The sequence below is a fragment of the Methylocystis heyeri genome (assembly GCF_004802635.2).
Classification (GTDB): Bacteria; Pseudomonadota; Alphaproteobacteria; order Rhizobiales; family Beijerinckiaceae; genus Methylocystis; species Methylocystis heyeri.
In genome coordinates this window covers 1-19113 of sequence record NZ_CP046052.1, presented here as the reverse complement: position 1 = coordinate 19113, position 19113 = coordinate 1, and the positions used below count along the sequence as shown (strand labels likewise).

The 19113-nt window shown below is 64.2% G+C and carries 19 protein-coding genes and 1 riboswitch; of the genes, 11 read left to right on the top strand and 8 right to left on the bottom strand.

Annotated features, from left to right (window positions below):
• Nucleotides 1-21: 21 nt before the first annotated feature.
• Complete coding sequence (locus H2LOC_RS00095; protein WP_136494541.1) at nt 22-1176, bottom strand: 2'-deoxycytidine 5'-triphosphate deaminase; 1155 nt, start codon at nt 1174-1176, stop codon at nt 22-24.
• Nucleotides 1177-1225: 49 nt separating this feature from the next.
• Entirely contained in the window at nt 1226-2344 is a 1119-nt protein-coding gene (locus tag H2LOC_RS00090) for an SGNH/GDSL hydrolase family protein (protein WP_136494540.1), read from the bottom strand.
• A 132-nt stretch (nt 2345-2476) separates the two neighbouring features.
• Nucleotides 2477-2555: riboswitch (SAM riboswitch) on the top strand.
• Nucleotides 2556-2617: 62 nt separating this feature from the next.
• On the opposite strand from H2LOC_RS00090, the gene H2LOC_RS00085 reads away from it, so the two are divergent.
• Complete coding sequence (locus H2LOC_RS00085; RefSeq protein ID WP_136494539.1) at nt 2618-3829, top strand: O-succinylhomoserine sulfhydrylase; 1212 nt, start codon at nt 2618-2620, stop codon at nt 3827-3829.
• A 418-nt stretch (nt 3830-4247) separates the two neighbouring features.
• On the opposite strand, the gene H2LOC_RS00080 is transcribed toward H2LOC_RS00085, so the two are convergent.
• Complete coding sequence (locus tag H2LOC_RS00080) at nt 4248-4478, bottom strand: hypothetical protein (protein ID WP_136494538.1); 231 nt, start codon at nt 4476-4478, stop codon at nt 4248-4250.
• Between the two features lie 108 nt (nt 4479-4586).
• Nucleotides 4587-5054 carry a DUF2946 family protein gene (locus H2LOC_RS00075; RefSeq protein WP_136494537.1) on the bottom strand — a complete coding sequence of 156 codons (468 nt, stop codon included), beginning with the start codon at nt 5052-5054 and terminating at the stop codon, nt 4587-4589.
• 120 nt (nt 5055-5174) lie between these two features.
• On the opposite strand from H2LOC_RS00075, the gene apaG reads away from it, so the two are divergent.
• Complete coding sequence (gene apaG, locus H2LOC_RS00070; RefSeq protein WP_136494536.1) at nt 5175-5567, top strand: Co2+/Mg2+ efflux protein ApaG; 393 nt, start codon at nt 5175-5177, stop codon at nt 5565-5567.
• A 7-nt stretch (nt 5568-5574) separates the two neighbouring features.
• Nucleotides 5575-6732: an acetylornithine deacetylase gene (gene argE, locus H2LOC_RS00065; RefSeq protein ID WP_136494535.1), complete on the top strand. Its 1158-nt coding sequence runs from the start codon at nt 5575-5577 to the stop codon at nt 6730-6732.
• Between the two features lie 56 nt (nt 6733-6788).
• On the opposite strand, the gene H2LOC_RS00060 is transcribed toward argE, so the two are convergent.
• On the bottom strand, nt 6789-7178 hold the full coding sequence (locus tag H2LOC_RS00060; RefSeq protein WP_154331521.1) for a hypothetical protein: 390 nt from the start codon (nt 7176-7178) through the stop codon (nt 6789-6791).
• Between the two features lie 384 nt (nt 7179-7562).
• On the opposite strand from H2LOC_RS00060, the gene yajC reads away from it, so the two are divergent.
• From yajC to H2LOC_RS00025, 7 genes are all read left to right on the top strand, one after another.
• Complete coding sequence (gene yajC, locus H2LOC_RS00055; protein WP_136494534.1) at nt 7563-7988, top strand: preprotein translocase subunit YajC; 426 nt, start codon at nt 7563-7565, stop codon at nt 7986-7988.
• A 50-nt stretch (nt 7989-8038) separates the two neighbouring features.
• Nucleotides 8039-9628, top strand: a complete 1590-nt coding sequence (secD, locus tag H2LOC_RS00050; RefSeq protein WP_136494533.1) for a protein translocase subunit SecD — start codon at nt 8039-8041, stop codon at nt 9626-9628.
• Nucleotides 9629-9642: 14 nt separating this feature from the next.
• Nucleotides 9643-10674 carry a protein translocase subunit SecF gene (gene secF, locus H2LOC_RS00045; RefSeq protein ID WP_136494532.1) on the top strand — a complete coding sequence of 344 codons (1032 nt, stop codon included), beginning with the start codon at nt 9643-9645 and terminating at the stop codon, nt 10672-10674.
• Between the two features lie 8 nt (nt 10675-10682).
• A complete protein-coding gene (locus tag H2LOC_RS00040; RefSeq protein ID WP_136494531.1) occupies nt 10683-11060 on the top strand; it encodes an Mth938-like domain-containing protein in 378 nt (125 codons plus the stop codon).
• A gap of 1 nt (nt 11061) precedes the next feature.
• On the top strand, nt 11062-11931 hold the full coding sequence (locus H2LOC_RS00035; protein WP_136494530.1) for a phytoene/squalene synthase family protein: 870 nt from the start codon (nt 11062-11064) through the stop codon (nt 11929-11931).
• Between the two features lie 171 nt (nt 11932-12102).
• Nucleotides 12103-13431: an ActS/PrrB/RegB family redox-sensitive histidine kinase gene (locus tag H2LOC_RS00030; RefSeq protein ID WP_136494529.1), complete on the top strand. Its 1329-nt coding sequence runs from the start codon at nt 12103-12105 to the stop codon at nt 13429-13431.
• 115 nt (nt 13432-13546) lie between these two features.
• Nucleotides 13547-14161 (top strand): ActR/PrrA/RegA family redox response regulator transcription factor, encoded by a 615-nt coding sequence (locus tag H2LOC_RS00025; protein ID WP_425487311.1) that lies wholly within the window; start codon nt 13547-13549, stop codon nt 14159-14161.
• 49 nt (nt 14162-14210) lie between these two features.
• Here H2LOC_RS00025 and H2LOC_RS00020 read toward each other — a convergent pair whose 3' ends face one another.
• On the bottom strand, nt 14211-15689 hold the full coding sequence (locus H2LOC_RS00020; RefSeq protein ID WP_136494527.1) for a hypothetical protein: 1479 nt from the start codon (nt 15687-15689) through the stop codon (nt 14211-14213).
• 181 nt (nt 15690-15870) lie between these two features.
• Nucleotides 15871-16329 carry an MmcB family DNA repair protein gene (locus H2LOC_RS00015; RefSeq protein ID WP_136494526.1) on the bottom strand — a complete coding sequence of 153 codons (459 nt, stop codon included), beginning with the start codon at nt 16327-16329 and terminating at the stop codon, nt 15871-15873.
• 112 nt (nt 16330-16441) lie between these two features.
• Between H2LOC_RS00015 and H2LOC_RS00010 the strand changes: the two genes are divergently transcribed.
• The gene (locus H2LOC_RS00010) at nt 16442-17530 is read left to right on the top strand and encodes a polyamine ABC transporter substrate-binding protein (RefSeq protein WP_136494525.1); all 1089 of its coding nucleotides are present in this window, start codon (nt 16442-16444) and stop codon (nt 17528-17530) included.
• A gap of 89 nt (nt 17531-17619) precedes the next feature.
• On the opposite strand, the gene dnaA is transcribed toward H2LOC_RS00010, so the two are convergent.
• Complete coding sequence (dnaA, locus tag H2LOC_RS00005) at nt 17620-19113, bottom strand: chromosomal replication initiator protein DnaA (RefSeq protein ID WP_136494524.1); 1494 nt, start codon at nt 19111-19113, stop codon at nt 17620-17622.

Here is a 19113-nt window from a genome sequence, read left to right as displayed (position 1 = left end):
AAGGCGCATCGAAAATGCGCTCTAGCAAGACAGAAAGTGTTTGGAGAGCTTCAGGCCCTGGCCTTGATAGTTCGAGCTTCCCGCTTCGCCGTAGAGTTCGCCGGGCAATTCCGCCATCGGCTCATAGACCAGCCGGCCGATGAACTGGCCGTCGTCGAGAATGAACGGAACCTCCCGGCTGCGCACCTCCAGCACGGCGCGGCTGCTCGGCCGTCCGTCCGCTCCGGCGCCGAAGCCGGGATCGAAGAAGCCGGCGTAATGGACGCGAAACTCGCCGATGGCGGCGTCCATCGGCGCCATTTCAGCCGCAAGATCGGGTGGTATCGACAATCGCTCGCGCGAAGCGAGAATGTAGAAATCGCCCGGATCGAGGATCAGCCGCTTGTCGGGCCGCGCCGGCAAGGGGTCCCAGAAATCCTCCATGCGGTAGGCGCCGACGCGGTCGACGTCGATAACGTCGGCGTGTTTTTGCGCACGATACCCAACCACGCCCTTGGGGCTCAGCGGCTCGGAGAGATCGACGCGCAGGACCACCCCGTCGCGAAGATTGAGCGGTCCGTCGACGAGCGCGTTTTTCGCGTGGCGCGCTTCGAGCGCGGCATCGCCCAAAGCGAAGCTGGTCAGCTGCGGCTCGCCCGTCGGATGCCGGCGGAACCGAAGCTGGTTCAGCCGCGAACCGGCGCGCAAGCGCACCGAGAAACTGCGCGGCGACACTTCGGCGTAGAGAGGGCCCCGATAACCCTGCTCGACGAGATCGAACCTGTCGCCGTGGTCTGCGATGAGGCGGGTGAAGATGTCGAGCCTGCCGGTGGAGCTTTTGGGATTGGCCGCGCCTGAAAGATCGCCGGGCAGCACGAGGCTCTCCATCAGGGGCACGACATAGACGCAACCGCGTTCCAGCACAGCGCCGTTGCCCGTCAGGCAAATCTCGTCCGAAGCGAGGGCCTCCAGCATGGTTCCGACCTGACGGTCTTTCCCGGGAAGGAAGCTCGCCCGCACGCGGTAGGCTTTTTCCCCGAGCCGCAGATCGAGGCTCGCGGGCTGGATCTGCGTGGGATGGAGCGGAGAGGAGGATCGTATCGCCCCGGCTTCGAACAAACTGCCGATGCCCCGCCCGGGCAGGACGCCGAAGCCTCCGCTCGCGGCCGTCGAATCGCCCCGCCCTCTGTCGATCATTCCCTGAACCCTCGGCTTGCGAACCGGGTTGCGGTCCCGGCCCGATCCTTTACTGCGCGCATGATTCCACGGGAGCCCGGCGCGCGCCACTGCGGCGGAGGCGCAAGCGTGCGGCCCAAAGCGCCGCTGCCGCCTGCAGCCGAGCCCATAAAGGCGCCGGCCGCCACAGCATGACGCCGTTGATTTCGAGACACTGCTCGAAGAAAGAAGCGTTCGGCGCCGCTTCCTGCATCGAGCCGTCGTTTTCCAGCGCGAAGACGGCGGACGGCTGGCCCGGCATCGCAATCACGAGGTCGTCGTCGACATGGAGCCGATGCGACACATAATGCAAAAGAATGAGGTTGGCGACGGTCTGCTGCATCAGCGAGGCCGAACATTTCCTATAGGCCTTCGCCGCATTCCCCACTACGTAGATCCCGGCCCGGCCGGAAGAACGCAGCATCAGCCCCGCCAACCGCCCACGTCCGGGCCAGCGGCTCGAGCCCGAGCGCTCGATCTTTAGAAAGCGGCCGGAGAAGACCTTGCTCTCATGCGCCTCCGTGCTGACCGGACCGAGCGCTGCGGCGGCTTCCGCGCCGACATAGGAGAAGGCGCAGGGGCGTCGCGGGGCCGCCAGAGGAACGGGAATTTCTTCTTCCCCCACCAGGGACAGAAGCCGTTCGGCGACCTTGCGGGACACCGGCTGCGTCAGGTGATAGGCGTCCTGGTAACAGCCGGCGTCCGGACGACCGCCGAGAATTTCGTTCAAGGTCAGGCAGGGGCGCATCGCCCGCGCCTTCGCGACACGGGAATAGCTGCGCAGGACACGGGGCGACGACGAAAAAAAGCCGGCGCGCGCGTCCCGCGGCTGCAAAGCCAGGAACAGCAATCGAATTTGGCGCTCCGCGCAATATTGGGCCACCTCGTCGAGCGTATCTCGCAACATGGCGGCCGAAAGGCCGCAATCGCCGAGCATGATGGCGTCGTTGAGAGCATATTCAAAAATGATCAGATCGGGCTGTCCCGAGAGGTCCCGATCCAGATGGAGCAGCCGCAACAATCCAAACAGCGATCCCACGGCGCCCAGAAAGCGGTTTTTCACCCTGTGGTCCTGGGCGAGCTCCATGAATTGGGCGGCCCAGCCATCGCGAAGACCCGCGTTTGAGCCCGCCAGCAGCAAGATATCCAATCGCCCGCCCCCTTCCGCGGCCAAGTCCCCTCGAATTTCGCCCTACATTCTCCGCTTTGGCCCGCGGCGCAAGCGGCGCCGCCCAAACTCCTTGAGCTTTCTGGCGGTTGACAGGCGCTTTGCTTCGGCCTTTATTGGGCTCGTGGTTATTTGAGCCGGCCGGCTTGCCGCCACATTAAACAAGGCGCTAAAAGGCCGGGTCTCCCCGAGAACCCCGCTTTTTGCGCCGTCTTTTGCGGCAGACTCGCGCTCGCGCCGCTTCGAGGAGAACCCATGTCAGCCCCCAGCGACCCCAAGAGCCGCTCCCTGAAACCAGCCACCCTGCTCGTCCACGGCGGCTCGTTGCGTTCTCCGTTCGGGGAAATGTCGGAAGCGCTGTTCCTGACGCAAAGCTTCGCCTATCCCACGATGCAGGCCGCCGAAGCCCGTTTCAAGGGCGACGATCCGGGCTTCATCTACTCGCGCTTTTCAAACCCGACAGTGGCCATGTTCGAGCAGCGCATGTGTCTGCTGGAAGGCGCAGAAGCGGCTCGCGCCACCGCGAGCGGCATGGCCGCGGTCACAGCGGCTCTGCTGTCCCAGGTCAAATGCGGGGATCATGTCGTCGCGGCGCGCGCTCTTTTCGGCTCATGCCTCTATGTCGTGGAGGAACTGCTGCCGCGCTTCGGCGTTTCGGCGACCCTCGTGGACGGCGCCGACCTGGCGCAGTGGAAAGCCGCTATCCGCAAGGAAACCAAAGTCTTATTTCTCGAAACGCCGACCAACCCCGGCCTCGAGGTCTATGATCTCAAGGCGCTGGCCGATCTTGCTCATGAAGCCGGCGCGCGCCTCGTCGTGGACAATGTCTTCGCGACGCCCCTGCTTCAAAAGCCGCTCGAGCTCGGCGCCGACATAGTGGTCTACTCGGCGACCAAACATATCGACGGCCAGGGAAGGTGCCTCGGCGGCGTGATACTGGGATCGCAGGCCCTCATCGAGGAAAATCTGCATAATTTCCTGCGGCAGACCGGCCCCGCCATGTCGCCTTTCAACGCCTGGGTGATGTTGAAAGGGCTCGAGACCCTGCAGCTGCGGGTCGCCCAGCAGACCTCGACGGCCGCGAGAATCGCGGACTTCCTCGCCTCCCAAAGCGGGATTGCTCGGGTGCTCTATCCGTTCCGGGACGACCACCCCCAGGCGGCTCTCGCGCGCCGCCAGATGACCGGCGGAGGCACTTTGGTCACATTCGAGGTCGTCGGCGGCAAGGAGGCGGCCTTCGCATTCGCCAATGCGCTGGGCGTCGTGAAAATCTCCAACAATCTCGGCGACGCCAAAAGCCTGATCACCCATCCGGCGACGACGACCCATCAGCGACTGACGCCGGAAGCGCGCGCCGCCCTGGGAATTTCGGAGGGCCTGCTTCGTCTTTCGGTCGGCCTCGAAGACCCCGACGACCTCATCGACGACATGGAGAGGGGATTGAGCGCAGCGCGCGCTCGCGCCTGATCGCCGGGCGTTCCGCACGGCGTTTAGGCATGTTCCCGACAACCCCGAGGCGGTTTTGCATAAGAACACGCTCTGCCAGTGACCTTTGGAGCGCGTTCCGCTCTGTCTGAACCGAACGCGCTCCAGGCCTGAGAAGTGTCGGCATGGCGCAGTCCGCCACCAATCAGGGCGAAAGCTCGTCGCCCTGATTGGGCGCCATGCCGACTTTGCTGGGCTCATCGCCCGGCGTTCGCATTCTTGGAAGTCGAATCATCCGCGCCGGAGCGCCAAAAGCTGACAGGCTTTTGCGATGAGAATGCGCTCCAGCTTCAAATCCGGCGCAATTTCTCGCAGCTCGAACGATTCGAGCGGCGAATGCGCCGAGGCGGGGCGCGGCCTCCGGCAAGGCGCCGCGCCGAGCGTATGTTCGGATGAGTTTTCAGCCCCTGCTGAAGCCGAAGCGCCCAAAGCGAGCCCGACGCTCGAGATCGATCAGCCTCGCTCCCTGAGCGGTCGTTTCCCCGCCCGAAGGGAGCATCGCCTTCCGAGGCGGATTTTCGACGCAGAGAGCGAAATCGCCGCGATTGGAGCAGGCGGCTTCGAGAGGACAAGGCGTTTCAAGCGGCCGCGGGCAATCGGCCCGCCCGGTTTCGAGGTTTGAAATAGACATGGAAAGTTCCCCTGATCCTGTAAAGGACGTGAAAAAGTCGCTGCGCCCCGACGCTCGCCACCTGAACAAACAAAGATGGCTCGGCAGAGGCGCTAACATGGCGATGTGTCAGAGGAATAGCGGCGGCGCCCTGCATCGGTTGGCCGCGCCGCGGCGCAAAGGCGACGAAAAACTGTCGGAAGCGAAGGTGAGGCGCGACACGACGGGGGGAAACGCGACGCCGACGCCGTCGTCCTGAACGGCGACGAGGGCGGCCCCTCCGTAAGAGAGGCAGCAAAGGACGCAGACATAGTGGCCGTGGCCGGAATTCTCCGGATGCGATCCCCTGGGGTCCTGGGATTGCAGCCCATCCTTTGCGCAGAGTTGAAAAGCGCTTTCGGCTGTTTCAGCTCCGCCCAGGGAGCCGTGGTCGGCCCATGCGGGAAGGCTCGCCTGAGCGATCAGGGCCAGCAGGAAAAGCAAACGAAGCAGCCACTGACGTTGCGCAGCCTGCAACGGACGCGAGGCCGAGGGACGCCCGGCGCCGAGGCGCCTGGATCCTGCCTGAAAATCCGTCGAAGACACAGTGCTCGTCACGCTTTTCGCCCGTCGCCCGGACAGACCCTTGTCTGCTTGCCGTCACAATCCTGCGGCATGGATGTTGCTGCGTCAAGAAACGAGCTTCACTTTCCACCCACGCGCTCTACACTGCGGACCATGTACATCGCAATCACACACGACATTCAGGTGACGGCGCTCCCCGATTTTCTGATGGAGCGCTCGGACCCCGCGCAGGACCGGTATTTCTGGGCCTATACGATTGAAATCGCAAACCTCGGCCGAAATCGCGTGCAGCTCGTGTCCCGCCACTGGATCATAATCGACGCCAACGGCAGACGCGAGGAGGTCAGCGGTCCCGGAGTGGTGGGGGAGCAGCCGGTGCTCGAACCCGGCGAAACCTTCCGTTACGCATCCGGCTGTCCGCTGAACACGCCGTCCGGCATCATGCAGGGCAGTTACCGGATGGTGACGGCGGAAGGGGAATCCTTCGACATCGAGGTGCCGACTTTTTCGCTCGACAGTCCGCTGTCGAACCCCACGCTCAACTGAATAATCCATGAGCAGATTGGAAAAAGCGATCGATCTGACGGCGCGGCTGGTCGGATTCGACACGGAAAGCTCGTTGTCGAACCTGCCTTTGATAAACGCCGTCGAAGAATACCTGCGTGAGCAGGGCGTTCAATATGTTCGCGCGCCCAACGCGAGCGGCGACAAAGCCTCGCTTTTCATCACGATCGGCCCCAATGTCGCCGGCGGCGTCGTTTTGTCCGGCCACACCGACGTGGTTCCGGTCGCCGGCCAGGAATGGAGCGGCGATCCTTTCACGCTTCGCCGGGAAGGCTCGCGTCTCATCGGGCGCGGAGCGGTCGACATGAAAGGCTTCGACGCCGTCTGTCTCGCCATGCTGCCTGAGTTCAAATCGGCGGGATTGAAGCGGCCGATCCACATTCTTCTCAGCTACGACGAGGAGACCACCTGCGTCGGACCGCTGGATCTGATCGCCCGCTTCGGGGTCGATCTGCCCGAGCCCGCCGCCGTCATCGTGGGCGAGCCGACCTCGATGCAGGTCGCGGATGCGCATAAATCGGTCGTCACCCAGACGACGCGGGTGCGCGGTTTCGAGATACATTCCGCCAATCTGCATAAAGGGCTGAGCGCGGTTCACACCGCCTGTAGGCTGGTCGCCGAACTCGATCGCATCGCCGAAGGTCTGATGGCCGAGGGCGACCCTACCGGGCGTTTCGATCCGCCCTACTCCAGCATCCATGTCGGCCTCATATCGGGAGGGACCGCCCGCAACATCGTGGCGCGCGACTGCCAGTTTCACTGGGAATTTCGAGGATTGCCGGGCGTCGCTCCATCGCTCGCCCGCGAACGCCTCGAACTCTATGCGCGCGATCTCGCCGCACGGACCTTCCAGAACTTCCCCCAGGCGGCGATCGAAACGACCACCGAGACGGAAGTGCCGGGGCTCGCGCCGCAGCCGGGCTCCGCCGCCGAACAGCTGGCTCTGCGTCTCGCCCGAGCCAACCACACCATCGCGGTGCCCTACGCCTCCGAAGCCGGGCAATTCCAGCAGGCCGGGGTTCCGACCGTCCTGTGCGGGCCGGGGCGCATCGACGAAGCGCACCAGCCCGACGAATATATTGAAATCGATCAGCTTTCACACTGCGTCGAATTCATGCGCGGCCTCGCGCGCGAACTTTCCGCCTGAGCGCATCGAAAAACGCAGCGCGTTCGACTCTGATTGAACCGAACGCGCCGAGCCTGTCAGCACGCCCATACCCAGCGGCCGTACCACCACTGCCAGCAGCCGCCGCCGCCACCGCCATAGTAACCGGGCCCCCAGACGCCTACGGCGGGGTAGCCATAGCCGCCCCAACCGCGGCGGTAGTAGCCGCCGCGCCAGCCGTAGCCGCCGCCATGCCAACCACCCCCGTGCCAGCCGCCGCCGCCGTGCCAGCCTCCACCGCCGCCGTGCCAGCCGCCACCGCCGCCGTGCCAGCCGCCGCCGCCACCGTGCCAGCCGCCGCCGCCACCGTGCCAGCCGCCGCCGCCGCCATGCCAGCCGCCGCCGCGATACGCTTCCGCCGGGGTCGACACCGCCACAGCGCCCGCCAGGACGGCGGCCATCGTTGTCATTGAAAGTTTTTGCAACATAACAGGCACTCCACTTTCGCGCCGGCGATTCGAACGCAGCGACCAAATTGCCGCCTCTTCATGGCGGAATCTGGCCTTCGTCCGTCCCTCCGGCGCCGCCGGGGATCATCGGGCCGCCATTGTTAAATATCCCTAGGCATTCAACGCGTCGGACGGGGGATTGGTTGCCTGCCGCGCTGCAGTTTGCGCCGATGGTTAAGCAATCGCGCGCGGCGCGCCGGGCGGAGGGAGCCGGAAGCGGCGGCGGCCTGTAAACTCCGCCGCTTCGCGCCGCCATTGCTTTCGTAAAGTGAGCGGCTATAGTCCGCGGCCATTCGTCCCACCGCCGCCCGCGGCGGGCAGCCCGCGCCCCAATCGTGGCGTTTCTAAAAAGAGATCGTGGAAATGAAACTGATCCCGGAAGCCATGGCGCAAACCGAACAAACTCCGGCTCCGGCGGCCCCGGCCCCGAAGACGACGACCTCCACGGGAGCGCAACAGCCCGGCGGCGCCGACGCCCCGCCCTCGCTGCCGGATCTTTTCGCCCAGATCGTGCCGGTGCTGGTCATCATCGGCATCGTTTACATCATCGTCATCCGGCCTCAGCAGCGTAAGCAGAAAGAACAATTGAGCCAGCTCAAGAACATCCGCCGCGGCGACACCGTAGTGACGACCAGCGGCTTCATCGGCAAGGTGACGAAGATCGTTGACGACAACGAGTTCGAAATCGAGCTCGCTCCCAATTTCCGCAGCCGCATGCTCCGCTCCGCGATCACGGAAATCCGCACCAAAGGGGAGCCCGTGAGGGACGCCTCGCCCAGCAAGAGCTGATGAGCGCAAGCCGGCCAGATTGACCGCCATTCCAACGTCAAGAGCAAGCAATGCTGCGTTTCGCCACCTGGAAAATCGTCGCGATCCTGGGAATGACCTTCGCGGCCATTCTGGTCGTCGCGCCCAGTCTCCTGTCTCCTTCCAGCTATGAGGCCTTGGCGTCGAAATTGCCCGATTGGGCGAGGCCTCCCACCATCGTGCTCGGCCTCGATCTCCAAGGCGGCTCCAATGTGATGCTGGAGGTGGACAAGCCGTCCGTGCTCCATACGCTGGCGATGAATCTGCGCGACGACGCCCGGCGCATCCTCCGGGAGGAGAAAGTGGCGATAACGGGCGGCATCGGGCAACAGGCCCGCGGCGTCCAGTTCCGCGTTCCGGACGCCGCCGACCGCGCCAAAATCATGCCCAAGCTGAAAGCCCTGGCCCAGAGCTACTCCAACCGGCTCGGCGCCGGAGCGCCGCCGCTCGACATCGAGGATTCGGGAGACGGCCTCATTCGGGTGACCGTGACCGACACCGGCCTGACCGAAAAGGTGCGGCGTGCGGTGGACCAGTCGATCGAGGTCATTCGCCGCCGCATCGACCAGCTCGGCACGAGAGAGCCCAGCATCCAGCGCCAGGGCGACGACCGCATCGTCGTCCAGGTGCCGGGTCTCCAGGACCCCGAACAGTTGAAGACCATTCTGGGCCAGACCGCGAAGCTGGAATTCCGCCTCGTCTCCGAGCCGGGCGAAAATCCGGCGGACGTCGAGGAACTGGAACAGACCGAGCAGGCCGGCAAGATCGGCGTCGAAAAGCAGGTCATGGTCCAGGGCGAGGATCTCACCGACGCCCAGCCCGGCTTCGACCAGCGCGGCGGCGAGCCGGTGGTCAACTTCCGCTTCAATATCAAGGGCGCCCAGAAATTCGGCGAAGTGACGTCCAAGAACGTCGGCCGCCTGTTCGCCATCGTGCTCGACAACAAGGTCATTTCGGCGCCGCGCATCCTGACGCCGATCACCGGCGGATCCGGGCAGATATCCGGCCATTTCACGGTGGAGCAGGCCAATAACCTGTCGATCCTGCTGCGCGCGGGAGCGCTGCCCGCGAAGCTGAACATCGTCGAGGAACGCACCGTGGGCCCGGGCCTCGGCCAGGACTCGATCGACGCCGGCAAGAGAGCCGCCTATGTCGGCGCGGGCCTGGTGGTGGTCTATATGCTCATCACCTACGGCGTGTTCGGCGTTTTCGCCAATCTCGCGCTTTTCGTCCATATCGCGATCATCTTCGCGGGCCTCATCCTCCTCGGCTCGACCCTCACCCTGCCGGGCATCGCCGGAATCGTGCTCACCATCGGCATGGCGGTGGACTCCAACGTGCTGATCTACGAGCGCATTCGCGAGGAGCAGCACGCCGGGCGCTCGATCCTGGCTTCGCTGGACGCGGGCTTCAACCGGGCCTTCGCGACCATCGTCGACTCCAATGTGACGATGTTCGTGGCCGCGGCCATTCTCTACTTCCTCGGCTCGGGTCCGGTGCGCGGCTTCGCCGTGTCGCTCGCGCTCGGCATTCTCACCACCATCGTCACAGCAGTCACCATGACGCGCATGATGATCGCCGTCTGGTATCACCGCGCCCGTCCTACCCGCTTGCCGATTTAAGGGGCCAAAGACACATGAAACTCCTGCGCCTCGCCCCTGAGAACACTAAATTCCCGTTCATGCGGTTTCGCCGCGTGAGCTATCCGATGTCGGCCGCGCTCTCGATCATGGCGGTCCTGCTGTTCGTTTTCGTGCATATGAACTTCGGCATCGACTTCGCTGGCGGCACGGTGATCGAGCTGCGGGCCAAGGGCGGTTCGGCCGAGGTCGGAACGCTTCGCGCCATCGCCGAAAAGCTGAGCCTCGGCGACGTCGAGGTTCAGGCCTTCGGCAGTCAGGCCGACGCCACGCTTCGCTTCGGCCTGCAGCCGGGCGGCGACGTGGCTCAGCAGGCGGCGGTCGAACGGGTGCGAAACGCCGTCGAGAACGATTACGACGTTCGGCGGGTCGAGGTCGTGGGTCCCCGCGTTTCGGGCGAGCTGGTCCAGTCCGGAACCCTCGGCGTCGTTCTCTCGATCATCGCGGTCCTCGGCTATCTCTGGTTCCGCTTCGAGTGGCAGTTCGCGATCAGCGCCGTCATCGCGACGATGCACGATCTGCTCCTCACGGTCGGCTTTTTTGCTCTCACCCAGCTCGAATTCAACACCACCTCCATCGCCGCCATCCTGACCATCGTGGGCTATTCGCTGAACGAAACCGTCGTCGTGCTGGACCGCATCCGGGAGATGATGCGCAAATACAAGAAAATGAGCACCGCGCAGATCATCGACATGTCGATCAACGCGGTGCTGCCCCGCACGATCATGACCGCGACCACAGTGTTTCTCGCGCTGCTGTCGCTGGCCATTTTCGGCGGCCAGGTGATTCGCTCGTTCTCCTTCGCGATGATCTGGGGAATCGTGGTGGCGACCTATTCCTCGGTCTTCATCTGCTCGCCCATGCTGATCTACCTCGGCCTGCGCAACGAGGACGGCGAGCGGGCCGGCGCATCCGCGGAAGAGGAGGCGGAAAAGATCGAAAAGCCGAAGAAGGCGGCGGCTCCTGCGCCGGCAAAGCCCGGGCCCGCCAGGGCTTCCGGCAAGAAAACGAAACCCTCGACCGCCTGACCCTGCAGATGGCGAGCGAGCAAGGATACGTCCCGGGGCGACACAGGATCGACGAATACGGCGGCGGCGGATTCCGCTTCGCCGATATGTCGCACCGCGGCTCGATTCTCGCCACCCCGTCCGGCGTCCGGGCGAGCGCCATCACGCAGGCGGCGGAGATCGACGCCGCCGTCATCGATCTGGCGATCGCCGATCCGTCCGGCCCCCCGGATCTGCTGATCATCGGCAGCGGCGCCGAGTTGCGGCCGCTGCCCGGCGCTCTCAGGGCCAGGCTGCGGGCCGCGGGCGTCGGCTGCGAGACGATGGCCACCGGAGCCGCCGTGCGCACGTTCAACATGCTGCTCGACGAAGGCAGACGTGTAGCGGCCTTGCTGATAGCGGTGTGACGTGACCCTTTCAGTCGGCGCGGCGCGCGCATCCGAACTTTCTGCGCATTACGCCCTCTGCGAAACGACGCTACGGGAGAAAGACCGGGATTCCTGGCTCGCCGCTCTGTTTGCTCCCTCCGACCGTCGCAGGCATCTCCACGCCATTCGCGCCTTCGTGGTGGAAATTGCCGAAGCGCGAGAAAAAGTGACCCAGCCCCTTCTGGGCGAAATGCGCTTGCGCTGGTGGGCGGATACGATCGAACAGGCTTCCGGGGCCAATGCGCATCCCGTGGCCGACGCGCTCGCCGACACGATCTCGCAAAATCGGCTCGAGCCGGGCGAGTTCCTGGCCTTTCTCGACGCCCGGGTGGCCGACTTCTACGACGACCGGACCGTGTCCGTGGCGGCGCTGCTGGATTACTGCGGCAAGGCCGACGCCCTCCCCTTGCGCTGGTGCGCCCTGTGCCTCGGCGAAGCCCTCGGCTCCGATGCGGGCACTGCTCTCGAGGACGCCGGCGCAGCCTTGGGAATCACGAGGGTCCTGTGGGACTTGCCGCGGCAGGGCGGCGCAAGGGCCCTGCTCCCCGCCGATCTCCTACATCGGCACGGCGTTCCGGCGGAGGATGTCGAGGCGGGGCGCGATTCGCGGCGACTGCGCGCCGCTTTGGCCGAGTTGCGGGCGCTCGCCCGCGAAAAGCTCGACTCGGCGAGGATCGCGGCGCCGAAGCTCGACGAGGCCGCGCGAGGGGCGCTGCTGTTCGCTGCTGCAGCTCCCTTGTATCTGGACCGCATGGAGAGGTCCGACTATCAGCCCTTTCAGCCGCTTCCCGCGCCATCCCCCTGGCGCAGGCAATGGCGCCTGTGGCGCGCCGCGCGGATGGGGTTTTAGGGCGTTTTCGGCGAATTTCGCCGGCCTTTGCGATCGGAATGCGCTCCAACGGTTTGACCTTGCGTGATTTCCGTGTTTTCGAACGTTCGAGCGCCCTCCGACCGGACCGAATCATCCGCTCGAACGCGCCCACAAGGCGCAGGGACCGGATCAGCTTGCTCGGAGCGTAAAATGACGCAGCGGATCGAGGACGATTTCGGCGAGGCGGCGCGCCACCTGCGGGTGGACACGCTGGTGATGCTCCGATGGATTGCGATCATCGGCCAGAGCATCGCAATGCTCGACGTCTATTATTATCTGAAGTTCGACTTCCCGATCGGCCTTTGCTTCGTCGCCATAGCCACATCCGCGACGCTCAATATCGCACTGCGCGCCGGCACTCCCCGCAGCTTCCGCCTGGACGACACCGAAGCGGCCGCCCTGCTCGCCTTCGACATTCTCCAGCTCGCCGCGCTGCTCTACCTGACCGGGGGCGTCGTAAACAGCTTCGCGATGCTGTTCCTCGCGCCGGTCATGATTTCCGCGGTCTCCCTGCCCCGCAAATTGACGCTGTTGCTCGGCATATTGATGATCGCGGCGGCCACTTTCCTCACCGTGGACTACGAGCCCCTGCCGTGGCGAAACGGCGAAACGCTGCAGTTTCCGCTGCTGTACCGGATGGGCGTATGGGCCGCCCTGGTGCTGAGCGCCGCCTTCATCGGCATTTACGCCGCCCGCGTATCCGACGAGGCGCGCCAGCTCGCGGGGGCTCTCTCGGCGACGGAGCTCGTGCTCGCCCGGGAGCAACATCTCACCCAGCTCGACGGCCTGGCCGCCGCCGCCGCGCATGAGCTCGGCACCCCGCTGGCCACGATCACGCTGATCATCAACGAGATGCAGAAATCCGCCCCGGCGGCGGCGCCGGCGATGCAGGAGGATCTGGCGCTGCTGGCGCAGGAGGCGCGCCGCTGCCGCGAGATATTGAAAAAACTCGCTTCGCTCGGCACCGATGAGGCGCATGTCCTCAATATGCAGGTGATCGATACGCTGATCGAGGAGGTCGTGGAGCCGCAGCGCGATCAGGGCGTGCAGATAAGCGTCGTCAAGGACGGCCCTGCGCCCAGCCCCATTTGCGCCCGCAACCCCGGCCTGCTCTATGGTCTCGGCAATCTGGTCGAGAACGCGGTCGATTTCGCCAAGACCACGGTCAAGATCGCGGCGCGCTGGACGCCCAACCTCGTCATCATCACTATCGAGGACGACGGCCCCGGCTTTGCGCCCGCCATACTCGACCGCCTCGGCGACCCTTATCTCAGCGGCCATTCCAGCGGTCGGCGGCTCAAGGGCGACCCGGGAAACGGCCTCGGCCTCGGCCTCGGGCTGTTCATCGCCAAAACCCTGCTGGAGCGCTCGGGCGCCACGGTCGAGGCAGGCAATATCGAATCTCCGCGAACCGGAGCCCGCATAACCATAAGCTGGCCCAGGGGCGCCTTCGAACGTGGAGCCAGCGTCTTGACCTAGCGGGGGCGGCGGGCCCAAAACCGCTTTTGGCGCGCGCAGTCGTCCGGGCTCCAGCTCGAGGACATTGCCCAAGAGATCAAAGCCGTTAGAATGTTGCTACCTGTCAAGGGGGAGATTGACGCAGATGACCCACGACAAATACGGCGCTGACCGCGAAAACGCGGCGGTTACGGATGACGACGGTCCTTTTGCGGAACTGGAGCCCTCCGAATTGACCTTGCTCATCGTCGACGACGACAGGCCGTTTCTCAACCGGCTCGGGCGCGCCATGGAAGCGCGCGGCTTCGCCGTGACCACCGCCGAATCGGTCGCGGAGGGCCTCGCCGCGCTGGAAAAATCCGCGCCCGCCTTCGCGGTGATCGACATGCGGCTCGGAGACGGCAACGGCCTCGACGTCATCTCGCAGTTGAAGGCGAAGCGCCCCGACGCCAGGGGCGTGATTCTCACCGGCTACGCCAATATCGCCACAGCGGTCACGGCCGTGAAGCTCGGGGCCTTCGATTATCTCGCCAAGCCCGCCGACGCCGACGAAATCTACCACACGCTGATGGCCACCCAGAGCGACCGGCCGGACACCGGCGACGTCACCATGTCGGCCGACCGCGTGAGATGGGAACATATCCAGCGCGTGTTCGAAGCCTGCGATCGCAATGTCTCCGAAACCGCGAGGCGGCTGAACATGCACCGGCGCACGTTGCAGCGCATCCTGGCGAAACGCGCCCCGCGCTAAAAGCATTTCGAGGCCGGACGGCGGCGGCAGCGCGCCGCGCGAGACCCGCTCAAGGCTCCAAACGCCAGCTCAACTCCCGCGGATCGAAGCTCACCCGCGGCTCCGGCCCGGGCTCGAAGGAAGTCGCGAAGACGATGCGGCCTTGCTCGAGCGTCGTCGTCTCGGACGAAGTGATGACTCGAACCGGCGGCTCTTCCCAAATGCGAGTCATCGCCATCGTCTCGGGGTCGAGGCGCAGAATCGCCATCAGCGGACCGGCTTCGCTCTTGAGGCCGCTCGCAAAGATCCAGATCGCGCCCTCGGCCTCCATTGCGCAGAGCGCCCAGGCGGTCGGAAAATCCTCTAGCCGATAGGCGTAGATTTCGACCGCGCCGTCGGGGCATCGAATGATGATGTCGTTGTAGCTCCATTCGTCTAACGCTTCGGCGCCATAGGCCTTGAGCTGGCCGGCGATCGAGAAAACCGAACCATCGGCGCGGCGGACCACAGCCATTTCATCGCGCAAGGCGGTCCAGACTTTGTTTTCCCGCGGGCCGGCGACTTGGCAAGCCAGCACATAGGCGAGAATAGCTTCGTTGCGCTTGGCTTCGGCCTCCTTGTCCTCGCCCAGGGGATATTCAGGCGAGCCGAACTTTGGGCGCTCGACCTGCGGTTCCGGAGGAAGGAAGTCGCCAAAATGCAGCCGCGCCTGTTTTGGAGGCCAGTTGCGCCGCGCCATCTCCAGCCAGAACGGGTTTGTGACGCGCTCGGGATTGGCGCATCCGTAGCGCGGCGTTTTATGCAACAGATAGTCGGAGGACGAGACCGGAAACAGCGCCTCGTCGCCGATCGCGCGCTTGCGCCAGAGGCACGATTTGAGATCGAGCTCGAAGATCTCCTGGTTGGAGACCAACTTGCCGGAGGCGCCGAATATTTCGCCGCCCCACAGCACGACGCTGTCGCCTACAGGGTCGGCGTAATGGCGCGAGATCCACCCCGGCGCTGCCCCCGACGTCCTTACCTTGCGCATGGCGAAACTGGTCGTATCGAGGGCATAGACCTGCGTCTCGCCGATGCGCCGCAAGTCCTGATAGCTGAGCGAACCGACGACGATAATCTCTTCGCCGACCAGCGTCGCGCTGTGGAAATCAGTCGGCGGAAAATCCCACAGCTTGTAAAAGAAAAATTCGTGACGACCGTCCGGATGCCTCACGATGACGTCGTTGTAGATGCAAAAATCCGGGTCGTAATAATCCTCGTGCTCGCCGCCGGTGAACACGATGCGGCCGTCGGAGAGTTCCGTGCGGCTCATGCCGAAGCGTTGAAAGGTCCAGACCGGCGGGAATTCGGTCACGCGCCGCGCCGAGACGACCTCGCCCCCGCAGCCCCAGTTCGCGCGATCGTCCTTGAACTCTTCCTTGGCCGACCAGGCGCTCCAGTCCTTGGCGATGATCAGTTCGTAGAGCTCGCTCTCGATCCGCTCGGGATTGGCGCGCCCGTAACGCACGCGGCCCTCAGCGAGAAAATCTTCTTTCGTGACCATCGTCAATGAATCTCGCCTAAAAGCTTTGAATGCGCAGTCTAAGAAAGTCCTCTAAGCTTTTATTTTAACGCGCTTCCAACGCGGAACCGGCATCCTGCGGCTGGAAACGCTCCAGCCTGCGCATGGATGGCCTCAGGTCAAGGCGCTCGTTCTGGCGTGGTTAGCGCATAGTTGGCGCGAAGCCGCCTCACCGCGCGGCGAGCGCATTGCTCAGCCGATCCGCGGCCAGAGAGCCGAAGCGTATCAGCATCGACCGGCGGGTCGCCGCGGCGATCGCCCGCGCCGGCGATTCCCGCTCCATCATCGCCCCATGCGCGTCGGCGAGGATCAGGCCGGCCTCGCCGGGAAAATGTCCGGTCGGCAAGGCGAGCGGAATCGCGAAATAGAACCGGTCGCAAAAGCCGAGATAATGCGTCCATTTGTCGTCCGACCGAAAATCGGCCAGGGAGGATTTCACTTCGACGATGCGGAGGGAGCCGTCCCTGGCGAGAGCCACGAGATCCGCCCTGCGGCCGTTCGGCAAGGGGAACTCTTCGAGCACGGAGTAGCCCAGGGCGCGCAATAGCCTGTGAGCGCCGCGGGTGACGTCGCGGGTAAGATCCGGCCGGGCGCCGGGTTGGGCGGCGTGAGGCTGCGCGACGGACATGCGGCCAGTTCCCTTTTGGATTATGATCCGGCATCGCGACGCCGCTTACAAGCATATGCGGCGCCCTTTTTTGAGCGGTCGAAGTCGACCGGTTTCGACGAGGCCATCCGGCATGAAAAAAACCCTGACGGCGTTGCTGCTCGCCAGCGTGGCTTTCGCAGGCTCCGCCACCGCCGCCGAGCGCGTCGTGAACGTCTTCAATTGGAGCGATTACATCGACCCCAAGACGCTCGACGATTTCACCCGCGAGACCGGCGTCAAGGTCGTCTACGACACATATGATTCCAACGAAATTCTTGAGACACGCCTTCTCGCCGGCTCGACGGGCTATGATGTCGTCGTCCCTTCCGCGACCTTCCTGGCGCGGGAAATCGCCGCGGGCGTTCTGCAGCCTCTCGATAAAGCCAGGCTGCCCAACGCCAAAAATCTCTGGCCGGAGATTGCCGAGAAGTTGCTGCGCTACGATCCCGGCGCCCAATATGCCGTCGACTATATGTGGTACACGACAGGCGTCGCCTACAACACGGCCAAGATCAGGGAGCGCATCGGCGACAAGCCCATCACCAGCTGGGAACAGGTTCTAAAGCCAGAGAATTTGAAAAAATTCGCGGACTGCGGCGTCTATATGCTCGACAGCCCGGAAGATATTTTTTCAATCACTTTGAACTACCTCAAGCTCAATCCAAACTCCAAAAGCCCCGAGGACATCAAGCGCGCCGAGGAACATCTCGCGGGCCTGCGCCGCTACGTGAAAAAATTCCATTCCTCGGAATATATAAACGCGCTCGCCAATGGCGACATCTGCCTTGCGATCGGATGGTCGGGCGACAGTTTCCAGGCCCGCGCCCGCGCCCGGGAGGCGGAAAACGGCGTCGACATCGCTTATGTCATTCCCCAGGAAGGAACGCTGATAACGCTCGATACGCTGGCCATTCCCAAGGATGCGCCGCACAAGGAGGAAGCGCATCTCTTCATCGATTATCTGATGCGCCCGGAGGTCGCCGCGCGCAACACCGACTCCACTCGTTTCGCGAATGGCGTCGGCGCGTCGCGATCCCTGGTCGATCCTTCCATCGCCGGCAACAATGGGATCTATCCGGGCGAAACGATCATGAAACGGCTATTTGCGGTCACCGCGCCCGACATTGCGGCGCAACGGCCGTTCACGCGCGCCTGGACGAGAGTGAAGACCGGCCGCTGAGCCGCCGACAGGAGCCGCGCCAATCCCGCGAGGATCGGCGCGTCGCTGCGCGCAAACTCTCGGCCGCGAGCAGGGTCGAGTGGCGCCCTTTATTGCTCCGTCAGGATTCGCTTGAGCAAATCGATCACCTCGACCAGGGACTGATCCTTCGCGGCGAGCTCCTCGATCTTGCGAACCGCATGCAGCACCGTGGTGTGATCGCGCCCGCCGAAACGCCGCCCGATTTCCGGCAGGGATCGCAGCGTGAGCATCTTGGAAAGATACATCGCGATCTGCCGCGGCCGCACGACATTGGCGGTGCGGCGCGAAGAAAGGATGTCGGCGCGGGTGATGTTGTAATGGCTCGCCACCAGCTTTTGAATGTCGTCGATCTTGACCCGCTTCGGCTCCTGCGTCCGCACCAGGTCGCGTATCGCCGTCTCCGCAGTTGCGAGACATATGGGCGCGCCGTTCAAGGTCGAATGCGCCAACAGGCGATTGACGGCGCCTTCGAGATCGCGCCCGTTTGTGGCGATCGTTCGCGCGACATAGGCGACGACTTCCGGCGGCACGGAAAAATTGCCCTGGCTTTCTCTCGCCGCCTCGATTCGCGCTTCCAATATCTTGGTGCGCAGCGTTTCGTCGAGCGGACCGATGTCGACGCAAAGACCGCCCTTGAAGCGCGAGAGAACTCTTTCGTCGAGCGTTTCGAGTTCGGCGGGCGGCCGATCCGCCGCCACCACGACCTGCCGCCCCGCGTCGATCAGCGCGTTCAAGGTATGGCAGAATTCCTGCTGGATCGATTTGCCTTGGAGGAACTGGACGTCGTCGATGATGAGCATGTCGATCGAACGCAGGTTTTCCTTGAACGCGATCGCTGTCTGGGCGGTCAGCGAGGAAACGAAGCCGCTCATGAACTTTTCGGCGGTCAGATAGACGACGCGACGTTTGTTCTCCGACGCCGCATGCGCCATGGCCTGGAGCAGATGGGTCTTCCCGAGTCCGACCGCCGCGTGGGTGTAGAAGGGATTGAACAGCGGCGCGCAATCCGGGCCGCGAGATTCGACGACCCTGCACGCCGCCGCATAGGCGAGTTGGTTCGGCGGGCCGATGAGGAAGGTCGAAAACGTCAACCGGCGGTCCAGCGGAGAGCCGACGACGGTCTCCGCCTCCGACCGCGGCGCGGCTTTTGACGTCGGGCGACGCTGCGCCGAGGGCGGCGCGGAAACCGGCGGCGCTTTCTGCTCGAGAAACGAAGGCTGCGAAGTCTCGGCGGGCCGATCGGCTGCGGCGCCGGCATCGCGCAATTTCGCTTTCCTGCTTGGAGAGCGCAGCTCGATCGTCACGCGATCCATGGAGAATTCATGGGCGACCCGGGCCTTGATGCGATCCAGATAGTGGGTTTGCATCCAGCTGCGAAGAAACTTCGTCGGCACGGTGAGGTGTACGCTGTTGTTCTCGACTCGATCGAGCTCCAGCCGCGTAAACCACGAGCCATAGATCGCGTCTCCGAGTTCGGCGCGCAAACGCGTGCGCACCCGTTCCCAACGTTGCATATCTTCATCCGTGAAATCGGCGGCGGTCAGCATTTTGGAATTGGACAT